General features: G+C 69.6%; 12 protein-coding genes. 6 read left to right on the forward strand and 6 right to left on the reverse strand.

Annotated elements, in window-relative coordinates:
* Window positions 1-294 precede the first annotated feature (294 nt).
* The 6 genes from KU893_RS13875 to KU893_RS13900 all read left to right on the forward strand — a co-directional run bounded on the left by KU893_RS13875 (window position 295) and on the right by KU893_RS13900 (window position 14,185).
* Window positions 295-1,431 carry an IS110 family RNA-guided transposase gene (locus tag KU893_RS13875; RefSeq protein ID WP_218234966.1) on the forward strand — a complete coding sequence of 379 codons (1,137 nt, stop codon included), beginning with the start codon at window positions 295-297 and terminating at the stop codon, window positions 1,429-1,431.
* A 216-nt stretch (window positions 1,432-1,647) separates the two neighbouring features.
* A complete protein-coding gene (gene mobF / locus KU893_RS13880) occupies window positions 1,648-7,554 on the forward strand; it encodes a MobF family relaxase (RefSeq protein ID WP_218234967.1) in 5,907 nt (1,968 codons plus the stop codon).
* 145 nt (window positions 7,555-7,699) lie between these two features.
* A complete protein-coding gene (locus KU893_RS13885) occupies window positions 7,700-9,643 on the forward strand; it encodes a type I restriction-modification system subunit M (protein ID WP_218234968.1) in 1,944 nt (647 codons plus the stop codon).
* A complete protein-coding gene (locus KU893_RS13890) occupies window positions 9,640-10,857 on the forward strand; it encodes a restriction endonuclease subunit S domain-containing protein (protein ID WP_218234969.1) in 1,218 nt (405 codons plus the stop codon). Before KU893_RS13885 ends, KU893_RS13890 begins: the two co-directional genes overlap by 4 nt.
* A complete protein-coding gene (locus KU893_RS13895) occupies window positions 10,854-13,973 on the forward strand; it encodes a type I restriction endonuclease subunit R (protein WP_218234970.1) in 3,120 nt (1,039 codons plus the stop codon). The genes KU893_RS13890 and KU893_RS13895 overlap by 4 nt, the downstream gene beginning before the upstream one ends.
* On the forward strand, window positions 13,970-14,185 hold the full coding sequence (locus KU893_RS13900) for a helix-turn-helix transcriptional regulator (protein WP_218234971.1): 216 nt from the start codon (window positions 13,970-13,972) through the stop codon (window positions 14,183-14,185). The genes KU893_RS13895 and KU893_RS13900 overlap by 4 nt, the downstream gene beginning before the upstream one ends.
* Before the next feature lie 52 nt (window positions 14,186-14,237).
* Here the strand turns inward: KU893_RS13900 and KU893_RS13905 are convergent, their stop codons facing one another.
* From KU893_RS13905 to KU893_RS13930, 6 genes are all read right to left on the reverse strand, one after another.
* Window positions 14,238-15,062, reverse strand: coding sequence for a M48 family metalloprotease (locus tag KU893_RS13905; protein WP_218234972.1), 825 nt, complete (start codon window positions 15,060-15,062; stop codon window positions 14,238-14,240).
* A 146-nt stretch (window positions 15,063-15,208) separates the two neighbouring features.
* Entirely contained in the window at window positions 15,209-15,580 is a 372-nt protein-coding gene (locus KU893_RS13910) for a hypothetical protein (protein WP_218234973.1), read from the reverse strand.
* Window positions 15,577-16,275 (reverse strand): hypothetical protein, encoded by a 699-nt coding sequence (locus tag KU893_RS13915; RefSeq protein ID WP_257441182.1) that lies wholly within the window; start codon window positions 16,273-16,275, stop codon window positions 15,577-15,579. The genes KU893_RS13910 and KU893_RS13915 overlap by 4 nt, the downstream gene beginning before the upstream one ends.
* Window positions 16,272-17,735: a type IV secretory system conjugative DNA transfer family protein gene (locus tag KU893_RS13920; RefSeq protein WP_257441184.1), complete on the reverse strand. Its 1,464-nt coding sequence runs from the start codon at window positions 17,733-17,735 to the stop codon at window positions 16,272-16,274. The genes KU893_RS13915 and KU893_RS13920 overlap by 4 nt, the downstream gene beginning before the upstream one ends.
* Window positions 17,732-18,334: a hypothetical protein gene (locus KU893_RS13925; RefSeq protein WP_218234975.1), complete on the reverse strand. Its 603-nt coding sequence runs from the start codon at window positions 18,332-18,334 to the stop codon at window positions 17,732-17,734. Before KU893_RS13925 ends, KU893_RS13920 begins: the two co-directional genes overlap by 4 nt.
* 63 nt (window positions 18,335-18,397) lie before the next feature.
* Entirely contained in the window at window positions 18,398-21,553 is a 3,156-nt protein-coding gene (locus tag KU893_RS13930; RefSeq protein ID WP_218234976.1) for a VldE C-terminal domain-containing protein, read from the reverse strand.
* Window positions 21,554-21,564 lie beyond the last annotated feature (11 nt).

Genomic DNA, 21,564 nt, shown 5'->3' on the forward strand with positions numbered 1-21,564 from the left:
TCCGCGACCTCCCAAGTGCCACACACCTCTTGCATCTGCGGCAGAGTTTCGTCCGTCATAAACGCCCTGCGGGGCCGCAGCGCCGCCGGGAAGGCTCTACCTCTTGCTGCCCCTCCCCCGCCCAAAGCTGGGGCCGAGGCTCTGAGAATGGCTGCCTCCCGGCGGCGTCCCCCGGGTCGGCGGTGACGCCCGATAGAGGCATGAAGGACCACCAGCAGCACGGTTGTTCAGCAGATGCTTGCGCGTCGCCGACCCCGCGGACCCCAGGCACACCGCTAGCGAAAGGCACCGCACTTGTACGCCGGCATCGACACCCACAAGGACACCCTCGCGGTCGCCGTTACCGACCCAACGGGACTGCTCGTTGCTTCCCATCAGTTCCCGAACACCACCTCCGGCTTCACCGAACTGACCCGCCTCCTCAGCGACCATCAGGTCCAACGGGTCGGCATCGAAGGCTCCGGCGCCTACGGTCGCGCTGTCGCGGTCCACCTCGCTCTCGAGCACCCCGACGAGCAACTCAACGTCGTCGAAGTGCCCACCCTGATGACCTCCCGGGAGCGACGAAGCAAGCCCGGACAGGGTAAGACCGACCCCGTCGACGCCCTCGCGATCGCCCGAATCACCGCCCGCGAACCCGCACTGCCACCGGTGCGACTCACTGTCGGGCCGGCCGCAGACATGCGCGCCCTGCTCGACTACCGCGACGAACTGATCGCCGAACGCACCGCCCTGGCCAACCGCGTCCACGCCGAGCTCGCCGGCCTGCTGCCCGGCTACCAGCACCAGATCGGCTCCCTGACCACCAGAGCCCGGATCGACCGCGCCACCGAGCTGCTCGCCCAGATCGCAGGCCACGGCGCCGTCCGTGCCGACCTCGCCCGTCGACGTCTTGAGCGGATCGTGGCCATCGACACCGAAGCCAGCCAGCTCCGCAAGACCATCGCCGATCTGGTCGAGGACACCGGAACAACGCTGACCGAGGAGTACGGGATCGGGCCGCTCATCGCGGCTCGATTCATCGCCGAAGTCGTCGACGTACGCCGCTACCCCAACCGCGACACCTTCGCCGCCGCCAACGGCACCGCCCCGATCCCAGCATCTTCAGGGCGCACCGTGCGACACCGGTTCAACCCCGGCGGGAACCGGCAACTCAACCGGGCGCTCTACACGATCGCGATCACCCAGATCCGCGCCGACACCGAAGGCCGCCGCTACTACGAAACCAAACGAGCCCAGGGCAAGACCCGACGCGAAGCACTGCGCTGCCTCAAGCGGCGGCTCTCCGACGTCGTCTACCGCCGCATGCGCAACGACGCCGCCGGGATGAACAACGTGGACCAATGGGCATCGGTAGGTCTCAACGGGCAACAACGGGAGCCGCTGGCGGTGGATGCGGGCGACGCAAACGAGGCACGACTAACGGCCTAGCAGCCAGCGGCGTGGCAGAACTTCCAGCCCCGATCCTGCTCTTCGCTGAGGCGTTCGCCCCGCATCCACCTGCAATCGAGGCTACTCCGGAAACACCCCTCGAAGAACGCTGGACATAGAGGCCCATTCTCGGTTCGCCGAATAGAAAGAACACACCAGAAATCCGGCCGGAAGTGATCGCACCGCGCGCCCGCGCGCACGTAGGGGACCGTGACGATGAGCCTCCACAAGCTGACGGCGGGGTCCGGGTACGACTACCTGACCCGCCAGGTCGCAGCGCTGGACGCCACCGACAAGGGCCACACCGGGCTGGCGAGCTACTACACCGAGAAGGGCGAAACCCCCGGGGTGTGGGTCGGCTCGGGCATGGAGGGCCTGGAGGGCCTCGACGCCGGCGACATCGTCACCGCCGACCACATGCAGAGCCTGTTCGGCTCCGGTCACCACCCGCTGGCCACGCAGCGGACCAAGGATCTGGACCTACGCATCGGCCGCGAGGGAGTCGACCGGCCGACCGAGGCGGACTACAAGACCGCCCGCCAGCTCGGCACGCCGTACAAGGTCTATGAGAACGACATCAGCCCGTTCCGGATCGAGGTCGCCAAGCGCATCGCCGCCCTCAACGAGGCCGCCGGCCTGCCGGGCGACTGGCCGGTCCCCGCGGCCGATCGGGCCAAGGTCCGCACCGAGGTCGCGGCTGAGTTCTTCCGTGCCGAGCACGGCCGGGAACCCGCCGACGCCCGCGAGCTGGCCGCCACGATCGCCAAGCACTCCCGCCCCAAGACCAACGCGGTGGCCGGCTACGACCTGACCTTCTCGCCGGTCAAGAGCGTCTCGGTGCTGTGGGCGATCTCCGACCCGAAGACCGCCGCGGTGATCGAGCGGTCCCACCAGGCGGCGATCAAGGACGCCCTGGACTTCATCGAGTCCAAGGCGCTGTTCACCCGCCGCGGCACCAACGGCGTGCGCCAGGTCGACGTCCGCGGCCTGGTCGCCACCGCGTTCACCCACCGCGACTCCCGTGCCGGCGACCCCGACCTGCACACCCACGTCGCGGTGGCCAACAAGGTCCAGACCCTCGACGGCAAGTGGCTGGCGATCGACGGCCGGCCGCTGCACAAGGCAGTTGTCTCGGCCTCGGAGACCTACAACACCGCGCTCGAGCGGCACCTGGTCGACGCCCTCGGCATGCGTTTCGAGGAGCGCCCGAACGAGGACGCCCGCAAGCGGCCGGTGCGCGAGATCGTCGGCGTCGACCCCGAGCTGAACCGCCGGTTCTCCAAGCGCCGCGCCAGCGTCGAGGACCGCCGCAAGGTCCTCGCGGCCGCGTTCCAGGCCACCCACGGGCGGCCGCCGACGCCGGTGGAGACGATCCAGCTGTCCCAGCAGGCGACGCTGGAGACCCGCGAGGCCAAGCACGAGCCGCGCTCGCTGGCCGAGCAGCGCGAGGCGTGGCACCGCGAGGCCGTCGAGGTCCTCGGCGCCCCGCAGCGGGTCAAGCAGATGGTCCACGGCGCCCTCAACCCGAAGGCAGCGGCCCGGTCCCTGGCCGACTCCGCGTGGTTCGCCAAGACCACCGATCGCATCGTGGCGACGATGGAGGGCGGCCGCAGCACGTGGCAGTACTGGCACGTCTACGCCGAGGCCCAGCGGCAGGTCCGGGGCGCCCACGTGCCGACCAACCAGGTCTCCCAGGTGGTCGACCTGCTGGTCAGCGAGGTCCTCGACGGACGCTCGGTGAGCATGGCCCGCCCGTGGGACACCATCAGCGAGCCGGCCGAGCTGCGCCGAGCCGACGGCGCCTCGGTCTACACCCAAAGCGGCGCCGAGCTGTTCACCTCGAGCAAGGTGCTGGGCGCCGAGAAGCGCCTGGTCGCGGCCGCCGGCCGCCACGACGGCTACGCCGTCGAGGAATCCTCGGTCGACCTGGCGCTGCTCGAGTCGACCGCCAACGGCATCACCCTAAACGCCGGTCAGGCCACCCTCGTCAAGGAGATGGCCACCTCCGGGGCACGGCTCCAGTTGGCGATCGCGCCCGCCGGATCGGGCAAGACCACCGCGATGCGGGCGCTCGCCAGCGCGTGGGCGGACGGCGGCGGCACGATCATCGGCCTCGCACCGTCGGCCGCGGCCGCGGACGCGCTGCGCTCGCAGATCGACACCCAGACCGACACCCTGGCCAAGCTCACCCACTCCCTCGAGCAGGCCCGAGAGACCGGAGCCGCGATTCCCGCGTGGGTTGCCGGCATCGACTCCTCCACGCTCGTGGTCATCGACGAGGCCGGCATGGCCGACACCCTCTCCCTGGATGCTGCGGTGTCCTACATCCTCGAGCGTGGCGGCAGCGTTCGGCTGATCGGCGACGACCAGCAGCTCTCCGCGATCGGCGCCGGCGGCGTGCTGCGCGACATCCGCGCCACCCACGGGGCGCTGCAGCTGACCGAGCTCGTCCGGTTCAAGGACCCCGCCGAGGGCGCCGCCTCACTCGCGCTGCGTGAGGGCAAGGCAGAGGCGCTCGGCTTCTACCTCGACCGCGACCGGGTCCACGTCGGCGACCTGGCCACCATGACCGAGGACGTCTTCGCCGCCTGGCAGGCCGACCGCGCCGCCGGGCTCGACTCGATCATGCTCGCCCCGACCCGCGACCTGGTCAGCGAGCTGAACCAGCAGGCCCGCGCGCACCGGCTCGACGGGATCGACCCGGCCGACGTTGCCGCCAGCGGCCCGGTGCGCCGGCTGGGCGACGGAAACGAGGCCTCGATCGGCGAGCTGATCATCACCCGTGAGAACGACCGCCGGCTGCGCACCTCGGCCACCGACTGGGTGAAGAACGGCGATCGCTGGACCGTCCTGGAGATCCACGATGGTGGCGACCTGACCGTCCAGCACACCCAGCACGGCCGCACCGTGCGGCTGCCGGCCGACTACGTCGCCCGCTCCACCGAGCTCGGCTACGCGTGCACCGTGCACACGGCCCAGGGCGTCACCGCCGACACGATGCACGGCCTGGCCACCGGCGCCGAGTCGCGTCAGCAGCTCTACACGATGATGACCCGCGGCGCGCACGCCAACCACGTCTACCTCGAGGTCGTGGGCGACGGTGACCCGCACTCGGTGATCCATCCGACGCTGGTTCGGCCGCTCACCCCCACCGACATCCTCGAGTCGATGCTGGCCCGCGACGACGCCCAGCGGTCCGCGACGAGCCTGATCCGCGAGCAGGCCGACCCGGCCACCAGGCTGGGCGAGGCCGCCCAGCGCTACCTCGACAGCCTCTACGTCGCCGCCGAGGACCTGCTGCGCCACGAGACCATCACCGCGGCCGACGGGACGACGCTCAACGTGGTCGACGCGCTCGACAGCGCCGTCGAGACGCTCGTCCCGGGGCTCTCGGAGGAGGCGGCGTGGCCGACCCTGCGGGCCCACCTGCTGTTGCTCGGCGCCGCCGGAGAGAACCCCGTCGACGCGCTCCGGGCCGCCGCCGGCGACCGCGAGCTGGAGACCGCGCACGACCGCGCCGCGGTCCTGGACTGGCGCCTGGACGCCTCCGGGCTACGCAACGCCGGTGCCGGCCCGCTGCCCTGGATGCCCGCGGTCCCGGCCCGCCTCGCCGAGGACCCGCACTGGGGTGCCTACCTCGCCCAGCGTGCTCACCTGGTCACCGAGCTCGCCGACCAGGTGAGCACCCGCGCGACCGAGCAGGCCGACAAGGGTGCGCTGCCGGTGTGGGCGCAGAACGGCATCCGTCCCGAGGCTGCCACGGTGGCCGACGTCGAGGTTTGGCGCGCAGCCATGCAGGTACCCGTCGACGACCGGCGACCGACCGGAGCTCCGCAGCTGCAGAAGATCTCCTCCACCTACCAGCGGCGCCTCAACCGGGCCGTCACTGGCGATCACACGCCGGCGCTCAAGGAATGGCGCCAGCTGCTCTACTCGCTGGCCCCGCAGGTCCGCGACGACGAGTTCACCCCGCTCTTGGCCGAGCGGCTGGCCGCGATGTCGCGCGCCGGCGTCACCGCCCACGAACTGCTGCGCACCGCCACTGCCGCCGACCACCCGGCCGGCCCGCTGCCCGACGAGCACGCCGCGGCGGCCGTGTGGTGGCGCATGGCCCGTCAGCTGACCCCGGCCGTCGCCGCCCAGATCGGTGACGGTTCCCACGGCGAGAGCGTCACCACCGAGTGGACTCCGCGCCTCGTGGAGTTGTTCGGTCCCGAGCGCGCCGCGAGCATCCAGGCCAGCACCTGGTGGCCCGCTCTTGTCTCCAACGTGGACCACGGCGTTCAGCGCGGCTGGCAGGTCGACGCCCTGCTGGGTGCCGGGCGGGCGATGCCGAGCGACGGCTGGGAGGGCGTCGACGAGTGCCAGGCGCTGGTCTGGCGGACCTCGATCGCGCTGGAGACTGCCCCTGACGAGCACGGGCACGAGGTCCACTTCGATGAGCCGCCGGCCGACCTGTGGGAGGGCGTGGATCCCGACCCGGCTGCGCTCGTCGACCACCCCGACGACGTCCCGTGGCCGCTGACGGAGGACCCCGGCCCGGAGCACGAGCCGGTCGACGAGGGCCAGTACGACGAGCACCTGGTCAACGCGCTCGAGGCGGCCGACGAGGATCAGTACGTCGAACCCGACCTCACGCTGGCGGCCTACCTCCGCGATCTGGGCGGCACCCGTCTGGAGCCCACCGAGGCCGACATCCGGCTCATGTACCAGCGGGCCGAGGAGTGGCAGTCCTCCCCCGTCTCGCGTGAGCGAATGGTCGAGATCAACGACATGGCGCAGGCGTTCTTCGAGGCCCGGTTCGCCGACTCGTGGGGTCGCGACTACCTCACCGGCCGGTTCGGGGTCGACCTCGCCGGCGACGAGCGGTTCCGTCCCGGGCAGGCGCCGGCGGGGTGGACCAACCTGGTCGACCACCTGCGCGGCCGCGGCGTCAGCGATGCCGAGATGCTGGCCACCGGGGTGGCGACCGAGGCCAGCACCGGCCGTCTGATCGACCGGTTCCGTGACCGGGTGATGTTCCCCGTGATCCATCAGGGCGAGGTGCTCGGCTTCGTCGGCCGCCGCCGACCCGACCTCACCGACGCAGACAAGGCCGGACCGAAGTACCTCAACACCGCCGACACCCCGCTGTTCCACAAGGGCGCGCAGCTGTTCGGCGTCGTCGACGAGCTGCTCGCCGAGGGTGCCGTCCCGGTGATCGTCGAGGGCCCGATGGACGCAGTGGCCGTGACGATCGCCAGCGCCGGCCTCTACGTCGGCGTGGCCCCGCTGGGCACGTCGCTGACCGACGAGCAGGCCGCCCAGCTGGCCTCCATTGGGCGTGACCCGATCGTGGCCACCGACGCCGACTTGGCTGGCCAGGTCGCGGCCGAGCGCGACTTCTGGATGCTCACTCCGCACGGACTGGACCCCGGCTTCGCCCGGTTCCCTGACGGCCTGGACCCTGCCGACCTGCTGGCCCAGCGCGGGCCGGCCGCGCTCACCGCCGCGGTGGCCAGCGGCCAGCCGGCCTTCCGATCGCTGGGAGACCATCTGCTCACCGAGCGGCTCGACAACCTCGCCCCCGAGCAGGCGAGGGTGGCCGCCATGCGGATCCTGTCGGCCCGTCCCAGCCGCGCTTGGGAGCCGGGCGTGAACCAGGTGCGGGCTCGGCTGCAGCTCTCCCAAATGCAGGCCCGCCGCGACCTGCGCGACGCGGTCAAGACGTGGGATGCCGACCCGCGGAAGGCGGCTCTGGCCGAGCTGCACAAGAGCAGCGACGTCCGCGCACGGCTCGCGGCCGCGGCCGAGCAGAGCCCGGCCGAGCGGTGGGCGCCGCTGGCCCGCGAGCTCGACCCGCGCCTGCTCGAGCAGGGCGACTGGCCGGCCACCGCAGCGATGCTGCAGCAGGCCCACGAGCAGGGTCACGACGTCGGTGCCGCCACCCGTGCGATCGTCACCGAGAAGCCTCTGGGTGATAGTCCCGCCCGCGATCTGCGGTACCGGATCGTCTCCCGTCTCGAGATCCCGATCGACACCGGCGAGGGCACGCCGGCGCCGACCACGGCGCCGGGAGCAGCGCGCGACCGGCAGGACATCAACAGTCCGCGGCCGCCGAGCCGCGGCACTCCTCGGCGCTGATGGCCCGGCTGCCCAAGCGGCGGTCAGTGGCCTTGGTCGCCGAAAATCAAAGGTGCCCGAAGGATCTCCGAAATGCCACGTTCCTGATACATCGATCTGTGTAATGTTCCTGATACACGAGCGCGGAATCGAGGAACAGTTGAGCATGGCAAAACCGGCGGCATCGACGACCACGACGGCACGTATCGTCTGGGACACCGCGGACAAGTTCCTGCGCAACGTCGTCGACGAGGAGGACTACGGCGACTTCATCCTGCCGTTCACCGTGCTGCGCAGGCTCGAGTGCATGCTGGCCGACACCAAGGACGAGGTCACCAAGTTCGTCGCGTCGCTGGGAGAGATGCCGCCGCACCTCATCGACATCGCGGTCAAGGACCGGTTCGACCTCAGCTTCTACAACGTCTCGCCCCTTGACCTGAGGACGATCGCCTCGGTCGACGACAACGTCGCGAAGTCGCTGAAGTCCTACATCGACGGCTTCTCCAACAACATCGCGGACATCTGGGTCGCCTTCGACTTCAACCGTCGCGCGAAGATCCTCGCCGACTCGAACCGCCTCCACGCCGTCGTCAAACACTTCTCGGTGCTGGACCTGTCGCCGGGCAGCCTGCCGAACACCGCGATGGGCGACGTCTTCGAGGACGTCATGTACCGCGCCTTCAACAAGAAGGGGAAGGCAGCCGGCAACTTCTACACGCCCCGCGACGCGATCAAGCTGATGGTTGACATCCTGATCACCAACGACGATGAGACGCTCGCCGGCGACAGCGCGCTCCGCTCGATCTACGACCCCACCGCCGGATCCGGCGGCATGCTGCTCGTCGCGCAGGAGGCCCTGCGGCGGATGAACGACAAGATCGACGTCACGCTGTACGGCCAGGAGTTGATGCCTTCGGCGTTCGGCCTCGGCAAGGCCGACCTGCTGATCCAGGGCGGGAGGCCGGACGCGATCAAGCAGGGCAACACGCTGGTCGAAGACCTCTACGAGGGACAGACCTTCGACTACGTCCTGTCGAACCCGCCGTTCGGAACCGACTGGTCGGCCGACGAGAAGTCCGTGCGCGACCAGGCCAAGGTGCCGGGCTCCCGGTTCAGCCACGGCCTGCCGAGCACCACGGATGGCCAGATGCTGTTCCTAGCCCACTGCGCCTCGAAGCTCACCCCCGCGTCACGAAACGGACAGGGCGGCCGCGCCGCGGTGGTCTCGAACGCCTCGCCGCTGTTCAACGGCGACAACGGACCGACCGCCATCCGGCAGTGGCTGCTCGAGGAGGACCTGATCGACGCGATCATCGCTCTTCCGCCGCACATGTTCTACGGCACCGGCATCCCGACCTACGTGTGGATTCTCGACACGAACAAGGACCAAGAGCGCGTGGGCAAGGTCCAGCTGATCGACGGCTCTGGACAATGGGCGCTCCTGCGGAGGCCGATGGGCGAGAAGCGGCGCGAGCTACGGCGCGATCATCGCAAGACGATCGTCGAGGCCTATCAGGCGTTCGAGCACGCAGACCCGACCATCTCCCGGGTTATGACGCCCGAGGACTTCATGTTCCAGGACGTTCCGGTCGTCAGGCAGGCCCGACTCGCCGCCTGCTTCACCGAAGACGTCGTGGAAGCTCTTCGTAGCCGCAAGGACTCAACCGCCGAGCACGTCGATCTCCTCAAACAGCTCGACGGCACGCCGTGGAACGACCTGCCCACAACCTTCGCCACGGCGGCGAAGGCCGCCGGCCTGAAGAGCCCGGTCGGGCTCGTCGACGCCGTCATGAAGGCGATGGCGGTGCCCGACGAGGCCGCACCCCTAGCGATCGACCGAAAGGGTCAACCGGTCCCGGCCAGCGGTTGGAAGATGACGGAGCGCGTTCCGCTTAGCGAAGATCTGGCGGAGCACATGAAGCACGAGGTACTCCCGTTCTCCCCCGACGCGATGTGGGATGCGAGCAAGGCCAAGCGCGGCAACGAAATCCCGTTCACCCGAATCTTCTACGTTCCCACCGAGCCCCGACCTCTGAGTGAGATTGACGCGGAGGTGGAGAAGCTCATGAGTGAGCTCAGCGAAATGTTCAGCGCAGTGAGCGACCAATGACCGCGCAGGCCGTCCATGAGTCGCCGCTCGAGGCGTCGACGTTCCCGCTCGTGCCCTTCGGGTCGATCGTCGTCGAGCGCACCGAGAAGGTCAGTGAAACCGACTTCCCGCCGCTGTCGGTGGGCAAGCTCGGGGTGACGCCGCAGCTCGCTGGAGTCGCGAAGACCCAGGCCGAGGGAGAGCGCAAACTGGTGCGCGCCGGCGACCTGGTCATCAACTCCCGTTCAGACCGCCGAGGGGCTTCTGGGCTGTCTCGACTGGATGGCGCCGTTTCCCCGGTCTACACGGTCATGACGCCCAAACCAGGTCTCCTGCTAGCGGAGTACGGGCACCACCTGCTGCGCAGCACGGCGTTCCAGGACGAGTTCTTCCGCTGGGGCACTGGGATTGTCGACGACCTGTGGTCCACGAACTTCACCCGCATGTCCCGCATCCGGGTGCCGTTGCCGCCGCTGGAAGTCCAGCATCGCATCGCTGAGCGACTGAACGAAGCCGAGAGGATGGTCAAGAAGCTCGACGAGCTCGCCGAAGTCCTCCGGCAGCGGTCGACGGATACGGCCTTGATCTTCGGGCTCGCGGAGGGCCATCCGGGGCACGCAGAAGATGCTCACTCCCCGTTGTCCGGCATCCCTGACCACTGGAATCGTACGAAGTTCGGACACGATTTCATGGAGAGCACGGAGCGAAATGGCGACAGCCCGCCGGGGCCGCTGCTCTCGATCTCGGAGTACCGGGGCGTCGAGATCAACAATCGAACCGACGGCCAGCAGGCGTCGTCGGACGTGTCCAATTATCGGGTTGTTCGGCCGGACCAGTTGGCCGCCAACATGATGTGGCTGAACCACGGCGGTCTCGGCGTCTCGTCACTCACCGGCTACATCAGCCCGGACTACAAGGCCTTCTGGATCTCGCCTCGGTTCTACCCGCGCTATGTCCACCACCTTCTCCGCAGCCCTCGCTACGTCGACTACTTCGGCAGCATCGGAACCGGCGTACGCCCGAATGCCCAGCGGGTCACGAAGACGACGCTCGACATGATGCCCATGCCCGTGCCGCCCATGGGTGAGCAGCGACGCATCGCTGATCACCTCGATGAAGTCGCGAGGCGTGTCGACGACATGCTCGCGAAGGTGGCGCGGTTGCGGGAGGTCCTCATCGAGCGCTCATCCGCGTTCCTCATTGACGTCGTGACCGGACGGAAGGAAGTCGCGTGAGCCACGCACAGTTGATGGAACTCGAGTTCGAGACCAACCTCTGCACAGAGCTGTCGGAGCGCGGCTGGCTGTACGAGGACGACGGCAAGCCGACCGGCTGGGACGTCGGCCTTGCGATGGTGCCCGAGGACGTCCTGCACTGGCTCAGCACCCAGTACCCCGACGAGTACGAAAAGGCCGTGCCGGCGGATCTAGTCAACGGCCAGAAGACCGACGCCGAGAAGAAGCTGCTACTGCACGTCACCAAGGAGCTGGCGAAGGCGACCAAGATGGACGCCACGACGGGTCACCCCGTCGGCGGTCTGCTCGGCGTGCTGCGCAAGGGCTTCGCCTACGCCCAGGTTGGCCGCCCCGCCGCCAAGTTCGGCCCGATGATGGAGTTCCCGCCAGCCAACCCGAACCTCACCGAGGTCGTCGAGGCCGCGGATGCCGTGCGGCTGCGGATCCTGCGCCAGGTCCGGTTCGACACGACCAGCAACGACACGATCGACGTCGTCCTCACCGCCAACGGCATCCCGGTGGTGACGCTGGAGCTCAAGACCGACAACACGCAGACGGTGCGGCACGCGATCCGGCAGTACCGCGAGGACCGCAAGCCCGGCAAGAACCGTCCGCTGCTGACACCGGGACGGGCGCTCGTGCACTTCGCGGTGTCCAACGACCTCGTCTACATGACCACCAAGCTCGAGGGAGGCGACACGGTCTTCCTGCCCTTCAACCAGGGCAACGACGGCCACGAGGGCAACCCGCCTTCGGCGACGGGCTCGTCGACGAACTACCTGTGGCGCGAGATCCTCGCCCGGCCAATGTTCATGCGCATCCTCAAGGACTTCGCGCTGTTCGAGCCGAGCAAGACAGGCAAGAAGGACGGGGGCCGCCTCGTCTTCCCGCGATTCCACCAGCTGCGCGCGGTCGAGCGCATCGTCGCCGACATCGAGGCCCACGGCACCGGGCGGCGCTACCTGGTCTGGCACTCTGCCGGCTCGGGTAAGACCAAGACGATCGCGTGGCTGAGCCACCGGTTGATTCGGCACATGAGTGCCGACTCGAAGTCGACCTTCGACTCGGTCATCGTCGTCACCGACCGCACCGTGCTCGACGAGAACATCCGCCACGACATGAACCTCGTCCAGTCCAGCCAGGGCCTGGTGGTGACGGTTGGGGAGAAGAAGTCGCAGGCGAAGTCGCCGCAACTCAAGAAGGCGCTCCTGGACGGCGACCACATCGTCACCTGCACGCTGCAGACCTTCCCCGAGGTCATGAAGCTGATCGAGGACACCGAGGAGCTGCGGGGCCGCCGCTGGGCGGTTGTGGCCGACGAGGCCCACTCGTCGCAGTCCGGGTCGGCCGCGCGACAGCTGAAGGAGCTCCTGGCCGACGTCGAGCTGGACGACGACGAGGACATCAGCGCCGACGACCTGCTGGCCGCCAAGGACTCGGCGATCGCGGCGTCGAGCAACATCACCTTCGTGGCGCTGACGGCCACGCCGAAGGCGAAGACCCTGCGACTGTTCGGCACCGAGCGGGACGGGCGCTGGGAGGCTTTCGACACCTACACGATGGCCCAGGCGATCGAGGAGGGCTTCATCCTCGACGTGCTGACCAACTACTCGACCTACGACATGTTCCTGCGGGTGAAGAACACGCTCGAGGGCGGCGAGGGCGAGGAGATCCAGGTCAACACCGGCGAGGCCGTCTCAAGGATCGTCAGGTTCGCGGTACTGCACCCGACCGCCATCGCGCAGAAGGTGGTCGTCGTCGTCGAACACTTCCGGCGCAACGTCATGGGGATGCTCGGCGGCCAGGCCAAGGCCATGGTCGTCACGAGCTCGCGGATGGAGGCGCTGAACTGGTCGCGGAAGATTGACGACTACATCGCGTCCAAGGGCTACGACGACATGAGCACCCTCGTGGCGTTCTCCGGGACGCTGAAGGACGAGTCCGGCGAGGACGTCACCGAGATCTCGGTGAACGGCCACAGCGACGTCGCCCGGGCGTTCCGGGAGGAGGGGGTCTACAAGGTCCTCATCGTCGCGAACAAGTTCCAGACCGGCTTCGATGAGCCGCGGCTCATGGCGATGTACGTCGACAAGAAACTGACCGGCGTCGCCACGGTGCAGACGCTGTCGCGGCTAAACCGGATCCACCCGGGCAAGACAGCGCCGATGGTGGTCGACTTCCGCAACACCCCGGCCAGCGTCCAGAAGGACTTCCAGCTCTACTACTCCGACGCCCACGTCGACGGCGACGTCGACCCGAACGCGCTGTACACGCTCGGCGAGCGCATGGACGCGGCCGGGCTTTACGGCCAGGGCGACATGACCGCGGTCGCCGACGCGTTCCTAGCCGATGCCGGCGGCGAGGCCATCGCCAAAGCGCTCGCGCCGGTGAAGCACAACTGGACGACGCAGTGGCGCGAGGCCCGGCTGTCGAAGGACAAGGTCAAGCGCGAGGCGCTCGAGCAGTTCCGCGCCGACGTGCTCGCCTACCGCAACGCCTGGCAGTTCCTGAGCCAGATCGTCGACTACCAGGACCCCGAGCTGCACCGCAGGGCGATCCTGGCGACGCTGCTCGCGCGCAACCTGCATGTCGACGGGAACGAGGGCGACGACAGCTACCTCGAGGGCGTCCAGCTGTCTGGCGTGAAGCTCGTGCCGTCGGCGATCAACGAGGATCACTCGCTGGCCCAGGGCAGCACAGACGGGATCAAGCTCCCCGAGTTCGAAGGCGAGCGCAGAGGATCGGCCGCGCCCGTCAAGGGCCCGCTGGACGAGGCCATCGAGCGGGTCAACGAGATGTTCAAGGCCAAGGGCGTCGAGGTGAATCCCGGCAGCGTCGCGGGCTTCATCACAACCTTCTGGGGATTCCTGGATGCCAACGAGGAGGCCGTGGCCATGGCGAAGAACAACACCGTGGCCCAGTTGAAGGCGTCCCAGGGCTTCAGCAACGCCGTCGGCCTGGCCGTGCTGAAGACCTGCCAGGAGTCGCAGGAGATCCAGTCCTACATGACCGACCCGGCGTTCATCGCCGAGATCTCGAACATTGCGGCGGATGCGTTGCACTCCCGCCACCACGGCGGATCTGCCGGGGGCGAGTCGAACGGATCGCAGTCATGAGCGCCGATGAGCCCGTCCGCCCGCTATTCGGCGAGATCATCCGGGAGGCCCGCAAGAAGCGCGGGTGGTCGCAGCAGGAGCTCGGGCAGGCCGCCGGGCTCTCACGCCCGACGATCGCACGGGTCGAAGCGGACAGCGACGTCACTACCGCCACCATCAGCAAGATCGCCCGAGCGCTTGGGCTTACCCTCGAGCTGACCGACCGGGGCTGACGCCCTCGGCTGGAAATGCCCCCCTCATACGGGACGCCGAGCCTGTCGGCGACTACCTGTCGGTTGCCTCGCTGGCCAAGTGGCGCTGCATGGCGGCGAGCCGCGCCCGCGGCTCAGGGTGGCTGGCGAACCAGCGCCGCTCAAGGCGTGCCCACACGCGGCCGAGCACACCTTCGGGTAGTTGGCGGACGACGTTGTCCTCGTAGAACCGCATCAACTCGGCTGCCGCGTCCAGGTCGCGCATCAGATCGACGGCGAACAGGTCGGCCGCGATCTCCTCTCGGCGATCGAAAGCGACGCGCAACGCCAGGAACGCCACGGCGGCAGTCATCGTGGCCAGCATCGCGGGCCCTGCCAGCTGCGGTGCGGCCACGACCGCGGTGACAGTGAGGCCGGCGCCGGCGAGCACGAGCGCCAGGTAGCCGAGCACCCACGCGTAGCGCGCCGCGGCCGAGGTCCGAGCCCGTCGGATGACGTGAGCGAGCTCGTGAGCAGCCAGGCTCTGCACTGCGGCGCAGCTGAGCCCGGTGAGTGCGACCTGCGCGAACACCACGGTGGCCGTGTGTCCTGCGCGGAAGCGGGTCACGGCCAGCCCGCCGTCACCCACGCCACGGTCGGCGGCACCGGTGGGCGCACCGAGGATCGCGACGACGTCGGTGGCGGGCGCTGCCGCGTTCGCGCGCTCCGCGACGGCCGCCATCGCTGCCGCGGCCCGCTCTTGCAGCGCCTGGTCGACCGGCTCGGCGGCACGGCGGGTGCGCCAGCCCTGCGACCAGGTGGCCATGACCTTGGCCAGCGCCGCGACCACCAGGACCGCGCCGCCCAGGTAGGCGATCGCCACGACGATCAGGAGTGCGTAGGCCACCGTGCCGGACATGGTCTACGCCTTGCTGGCTGCGATGGCGAGCCCGCTCAGAATCGTTCTGACACAACGCGGCCGCTCCACGGCGCTCATCAGACCCGGTTTCCGGTCGCTCAGCGGCGTTCTGAGCCCGATTCGCGCTTCGAGCGGGGCCTTCGGCGTCATCTCGACGCGGTGGGCGCGAGTCCCACATCGGGTGCCGACGATGTCGCCGGCGCGACGGCACGGTCCTGGGCCTCGCGGCCCCGGGCGGCTGTAGCAGGCTCCTCGAGGTCGCCGGCTGCGTCGACCAGCCGGCGGTGCTCCTCGGTGCTGGGGACGCCGTAGCGTCGCTCGGCCATCGCCTCGACCTGCGCAACGGCGTTCCACACGTACTCGCCGGAGCCGTGGGAGTAGCAGGCGTTGAGGTGCTCGCGCGCGTGCCCGAGTTCCTTCTTGCTCGAGCGTGGGTGCTCGCCGAGGGCCTTGAGAGCGCGCTGTGCGCGCCCGATGGCCTCCGACCGCTCCTTCATCTGCATCGTCGCCTCGCTCATTCGCATGGTCCCTTCTCAGTTCGGGTGCGCGGCTGCGCACCGAGCGGGTCTTCCTTGATCTCGCCGGTGTCCAGGTCGACCTCGACCAGGCGTGGTCGACCAGTCGGCTCGGGCTGCTCGTAGGCCCGTCGGTTGACGGGCAGCGCGTCGACGTCGTGGGCGAAGGCGTTCTCACGCCGCTGGGTGCTGGCCTCGCCCAGGTGCTCGTTATGCCGCGGCTTGGCCGGCCAGCTCTTGTGCTCGTCGTCGCAGTGGGTCCGCAGCCGGTTGCGCATGCGGTCGGCGAACGCCGGCAGGCAGTAGCGGTGCCACTCCTCGAGGGCGTCGCTGGTCATCGCGAGTCCGGCGCGGCGGCGCTGGTCGGCCAGGACCGCGATCTCGTGTACCAGGTGCGGGTGCACGGGCCAGCAGCTGGGAATCAGTCCGGAGACGTCCCAGGTGTACTCGCGGTTGAGCCAGATCACGACGTCCTCGAGCCACTCCCACAGCTGGTGACGCAGCTCGGCGTCCAGGCACGTGGCCGGCTCCCACGGCCGGGGCAGCAGGGCGTGGTTGCCCAGGGCCTTCTTCTGCTCCTCGGTGCCGTTGATGGCGATGTGGAGCTCGCGGTAGGCCAGCCGGACGTGCTCCCCCGGCACGGGGAACGCGTAGACCATCGGGGTGGGTGCGGCCCGTCGGGCCTGCTCGGTCGTCACAGCTCACTCCTTGTCGATTCGGTCTCGTCGTCGACGAAGCCGAGGCGACGCGCCTCGACGAGAGCAGCGGTCGCCCGGGCCTCCGGGGTGATGACCATGCGACGGTCGGTCGTCAACCGCGCACGCAGCGCCCGCTGGTCGGCCAGCAACCTCTCGCCGGCCTTGCCCTCCACGCATCGGTGCAGCTTGGCGATGATCGGCTTGCCGTTCTCAGCGATCACCAGGGCACGCCGCTCGGGGAGCTGGCGGACCTCCTCCGGCCGCATGATCGCGATGTCGTCACCCTCGTAACCGCTGCCACCTCCGCGGTGCGTGCGCCGGCCGATCCGGACCTGGCCGAGGAGGTCGGAGATCTCCTGGTTGAAGGCGACGTCCTTGGATCCACCGAACATGACCAGGGTGTTGGTGAGGCCGAGCAGCGCCCGGGCCTCGTGCTCACCGAAGATGCTGGTCAGCTGGGGCCGGATCTGGGCAGCCCAGATGAACGACAGCCCCAGGGCGCGCTCGTTGGCCATGCGGGTCCGCAAGGTAGGCAGCGGCGCGGTCGACGGGAGCTCGTCGAGCACCGAGACCAGCGGCGGACACAGCCGGCCACCCCACGGGGAGTTGTTGGCCAGCAACAGCCCGGTGTCCAGGACGTGCTCGGCCACCGCGGTCATGAGCGGGCTGGCCGAGGCGTAGGGGTCTTCGCGGCCCAGCAGGTAGATGGTGCCGCGGCGGCGGATGACATCGGCCAGGTCGGTGGCCGGGTGCCCCGGGCTGGGTACGCAGCGGCGACGAATGTCGGCCTGGAAGAACAGCGACACCGCCTGCTGCACCGTGGTGACGGTGTTGCCGGCGGTGCGGTCGTCACCGTTGAGTGCACCGTGCAGCAGGCCGTGCCAGAACGGCTCGGCGTGAGGGTGACGGCGCAGGATCTCCATCGGCTGGGTGGCCGCGGTCGGGTTCGCAACCCACTGCAGGACGTCCTCGAGGGTCTTCCCGGTCAGCGCCGCGGCGTGGAAGTAGCCCTGCAGCACCTTCGCGGACTCCGCGGCGTAGAACCGGGCAGCATCGTCACCGGTGCCGCCGGTGATCGCACCCTTGACCGTGCCGGCCGTGAAGGCCTTGGCTCGCCGCTCGGCGACCTTCGGGTCGACACAGCCGGCGATCGGATCCCAGATCAGCTCGTCGACGACGCCCTCGGCCAGCCCGAACGGGTCCAGGACCACGCACGGCCGGTCGTCGCGGGAACGTTCGGTCAGGCTGAGTAGCAGGTCCTCGACCTTCGTCAGAGTCACCAGGGCAGCGCCCGGGGCGCCGAGCAGCGCCGGGGTGAGCAGGTCGAGGGTCTTACCGGAGCCCTGCGGGCCGATCACGCCGGCGGTGCGGTCCCACGGCACCCACAGCTCGCCGCCACGCGGCTCGTGCGCGTCGCCGATGCGCCAGCCCACGTCCAGCGGGTTGAACCTCAGCTTCACCGCTCCTCCTTCGTGCGGCGGCCGTCCAGCAGCCACGGGCTGAGCCCGTGGCCGAGCTGTGGCCCGGGTTGTTCGGTGAGGTCGCCGGCGGTGCGCAGGACGGGCGCCGCCGTGGCGGTGGCGTGCTTGCCGTAGATGTCGGGGCGGACGATGCCGGCGACCTTGCGCAGCCGGGTGACGCCCAGGAGCTTCTCGGCCTCGGCGGCGGTGGCCATGCCGCGCATGCGTCCCGGGCCCCAGCGCTGGTAGGCCCAGACGCCGACCCAGATCGTGGCGGTCAGCAGCGCGGCCTCCGTGAGCGCGAGGCTGACCCACACCAGGCCACGACCAGCCAGTCCGTCGGGGGTGGGAGCGGGCAGGCCGGCGTCGGCGTGGCCGCCGAGCACGCCGGGGAGGCTGGTCCAGAAGGCGGTCCCGATCGGCGAGGGGAACGCGCCGGCGTTGGCGTCCGGCCAGGTCCACCCGGCGCCGGCGAGCAGGTTCGCGACCGATCGGCCGAGCTGGATGCCGATGACGATGACGAACAGCGTCGCCAGGGCGACGGCAACAGGGATCTCCCAGGTCCAGGGGTACGGGTCGCGTCGGCGCTCTCTCTGCATGGATTCACCTCGTGGTCGGAACTTCTGGCTGGTCACCTATGTGCCGGGAGTGCCCGGCAGCGATCACACGGCGCGGGTCGGCTTTGAGGCGTTCTCAGCCAGCCAGGCCGAGGGGTCGACGTTGTCGGGGCCGTAGATCGAGCCGTTCTTGAGGTGGACCTCGAAGTGGAGGTGGCAGCCACTCCCGTTGCCCTCCTTGCCGACCTGGCCGATCGGCTCGCCGGCGGCGACCGTCTGGCCGCGGCTGACGCTGACGCTCTGCATGTGCGCGTACCAGGTGGTCAGCGAGCCGGGGCCGGTGGTGACCTTGACCAGCTGCGGGCCGGCCCAGCCCTGGCTGGTGTCGATCTCGATGGTGCCCGCGTGCGCGGCGTAGACCGTCGTGCCGCAAGGCGCGGAGAAGTCGGTCCCGGTGTGCCAGTTGGACCAGTAGGGCCCGGTGGCGTGCCAGTTCTTCCGGTCCGTTCCGATGTACTGCGCGGGAACCGGGTAGACCACCTCGTCGCAGGACGCGCCATCGAGCCCGATCGGGGTGACCTTGGCGTCGGGCAGCACGTTGATGTGCGGGTGGTCCATGTGGTTCGCGGTGGCCGAGCCTCGGTCCTCCATCCGCCGCCAGCCCTCGTCGGCGCGCGCGACCGACCAGATGCGCTGGTACCAGATGATGTAGTCGATCCCGAGCTCACGAGCGTGGGCCTGGGCGTACGCCACGAGCGCGTCCCCTTGGGCCTTGCCGGCGGGCGTGAGGGGGACCATGAAGTCGGCAGCGAGGCCGGCGGGGTGGCCGTTGGGGTCGGTGGCGCTCGCGCGGTAGCCGCCGACGGTCTTGATGCCGAACATGGGGCCGAGGATGTTGACCAGCTGGGTCAGCTGGGGCTTGACCGGCCCGAGGTTGTAGTTGGTCTCGGTGGCGACGGCGCACCCGGCGCTGCTCCCGGCCGTGGTGGCGGTCACGAGCGGGTGGTCGGCGAGCTTGCTGGCCTTGGTGCTGTTGTCGACCTCGGCGCTGGCCCAGGTGAGGTTGGTGCCGTAGACGTGGTCGATAGGTGCGTCCTGCTTGGGCTTCTTGCAGGGCTCGGCAGACCCGCCGAACGCGTTCGTCAGCTCAGGGGTCAGGGCGCAATGCGAGGAGTCGTTGCCGTCCTTGCCGTCGTTGAAGTCACCCAGGATCACCGCCGGGACGCCGGTACCGGAGAGCTCGGTCATCGTGGCCAGCTGGCGGCGGAGCGCCTCCTTGCGGTGCCCCGCGGCGTTCCCCTGGGTGTCGGCCGGGTTGTGGATGCTCCAGACCCAGATCACCTGCCCGGCGCTGGGGCCGCCCGGTGTGCCGGTGAGCTGCACCAGCGGCATGCCGGTGTCCTTGCCGCCGAAGTAGGGGATGTCCACGAGACGGGCGTCGGTCTGCTCCCACTCGTTGCGGTCCCAGACCACCCGGTTCTGGGCCTTCCCGGTGGCCGGGTACATGCCCCACTTGGCGGCGTACTGGTCGGCCAGGGCCTTGGCCTGGGGCGGGTGGACCTCCTGGAGGCCGGCGATCGAGACGCCGGCGTTCTCGATGGTCCGCATGGCGCCGGGCAGTCGCTTGTCCCAGGTGTCGTAGCCCGGCCGCTCGCCGGCCTGATCGGTGTGGCCGGCTCCGAGCAGGTTGAGGGTGCCGACGGTGATCGGGTTGACGGTGTCGCCCTGGCAGTTGGCCACGTTCGTGGTGGAGCCGTCGTCGGGAAGGTCGGGCAGGTCGCCACCGAGCAGGCCGGTGATGTCGCCGGCGACGTCCTCCCACTGCGCGTAGGCGTCGGGGAACCCGGAGCGCTGCACGGCCTGCGCGGCCCGGGTGAGGGTCATGTTCTGCCAGCCGGGGATGTCGAGCAGGCCCGGGTTCCCGGTGTGCTGGGCCTCGCCGAAGAACGCGCGGGCGGCGAGCACCGGGTTGGTGATCTCGGCTCGGCTCCCCCACCCAGTGGACGGGCGCTGCTGGAACAGGCCGAGGGAGTCACGGTCGCCGCTGTTCAGGTTGACCAGCTTGGACTCCTGGATCGCCGTGGCGATCGCGATCTGCAGGCCGCGGCGGGGAATCTGGAGGTCGCGGGCGACCTGGGCGATGGTGATCGCGTTGCGGGCCTGCTCGCTCGTCATGGTCGGGTAGCCAGAGGCGAACCGCAGCCGCATCAGCTGGGCGAGTACGTCGCCGGCCGGCGGCTCGGCGGACGTCCTCGAGGTGTGGGCAACGTTCACGACACCGTCGGTGGTGGCCGCGGGCTCGGGGGCGCTCTCGGGGCCGGCGCCGTTCATGGCGATGCGCGCGGAGAGCCAGTGGTGGTCCGACACCATGGTCCCGTCCCAGCCCTGCTCGAGCCGGACGCCCTGGTGCTGGGGGAAGAAGATGAAGTCGACGCCGTGGTTGTGCCAGGCGTAGCCGGCGCCCTTCATCTTCGCCGCGGCCGCCCACGGCAGGTCGGTGTAGGAGGCCTGGGTGTTCATGTCGCCACCGACGAGCACCGGGCCGTGCGCGGCGAGCGAGTTGCGCAGCTGCAGCAGGATGTCCATCCCGGCGCCGTACTGCTGGGGGCGGGTCAGCGGCGGGTTGCCGTGCTGCTTCGGCCAGCGGTGCGGGTTGGTCATGTGGTGGGTGGAGACCACCGACACCACCTCTCGACCACCGTGGCCGTCGGCGCGTTCGAGGATCACCCAGGTCGCGAACCGGTCCCAGGTGACCGGCCGACCGTCGTAGAAGGTCTTGTCGTCGTCGACGAGCTGGACGCGGCCGCCGTTGGCCTTGGTCCAGGTCGACCGCTTCCAGAGCACGACGTTGCCCATGGCCTGCTCGGCACCGGCACCGGACTCCGACGGTGTCGACACTCGGAAGGCGTCGTAGCCCGGGGCTGCCGCCTCGATCTGGGCAAGGCTCCAGCCGCCGGCCTCGTTCAGGGTGACGAAGTCGGGGTTCTTGGACAGCACCTTGGGCATGGAGGCCCGGAACCCGTCGAGGCCGGAGCGGCGCGGGATGTTGGCCTGGGCCATGGTGATCTTGCCCTTGACGGGGCCGCCCACGGGGCCGTCGATGGCACCGAGGTTGCCGAGCTGGGTGGGTGCTGACTGGGTGGTCTGGGTACGACACTCGGCGGCCGCCGTGGTGGTCATGACGACCATCAGGGTCACGACGAACGGCAGCCCCATGAAGACGATCAGGACCGGCAGTCCGGCGAGCAGCAGCTTCTTCACGACAGGTCAGT

Origin of the sequence: Nocardioides daeguensis (genome assembly GCF_019192965.1) — a bacterium.
Classification (GTDB): domain Bacteria; phylum Actinomycetota; class Actinomycetes; order Propionibacteriales; family Nocardioidaceae; genus Nocardioides; species Nocardioides daeguensis.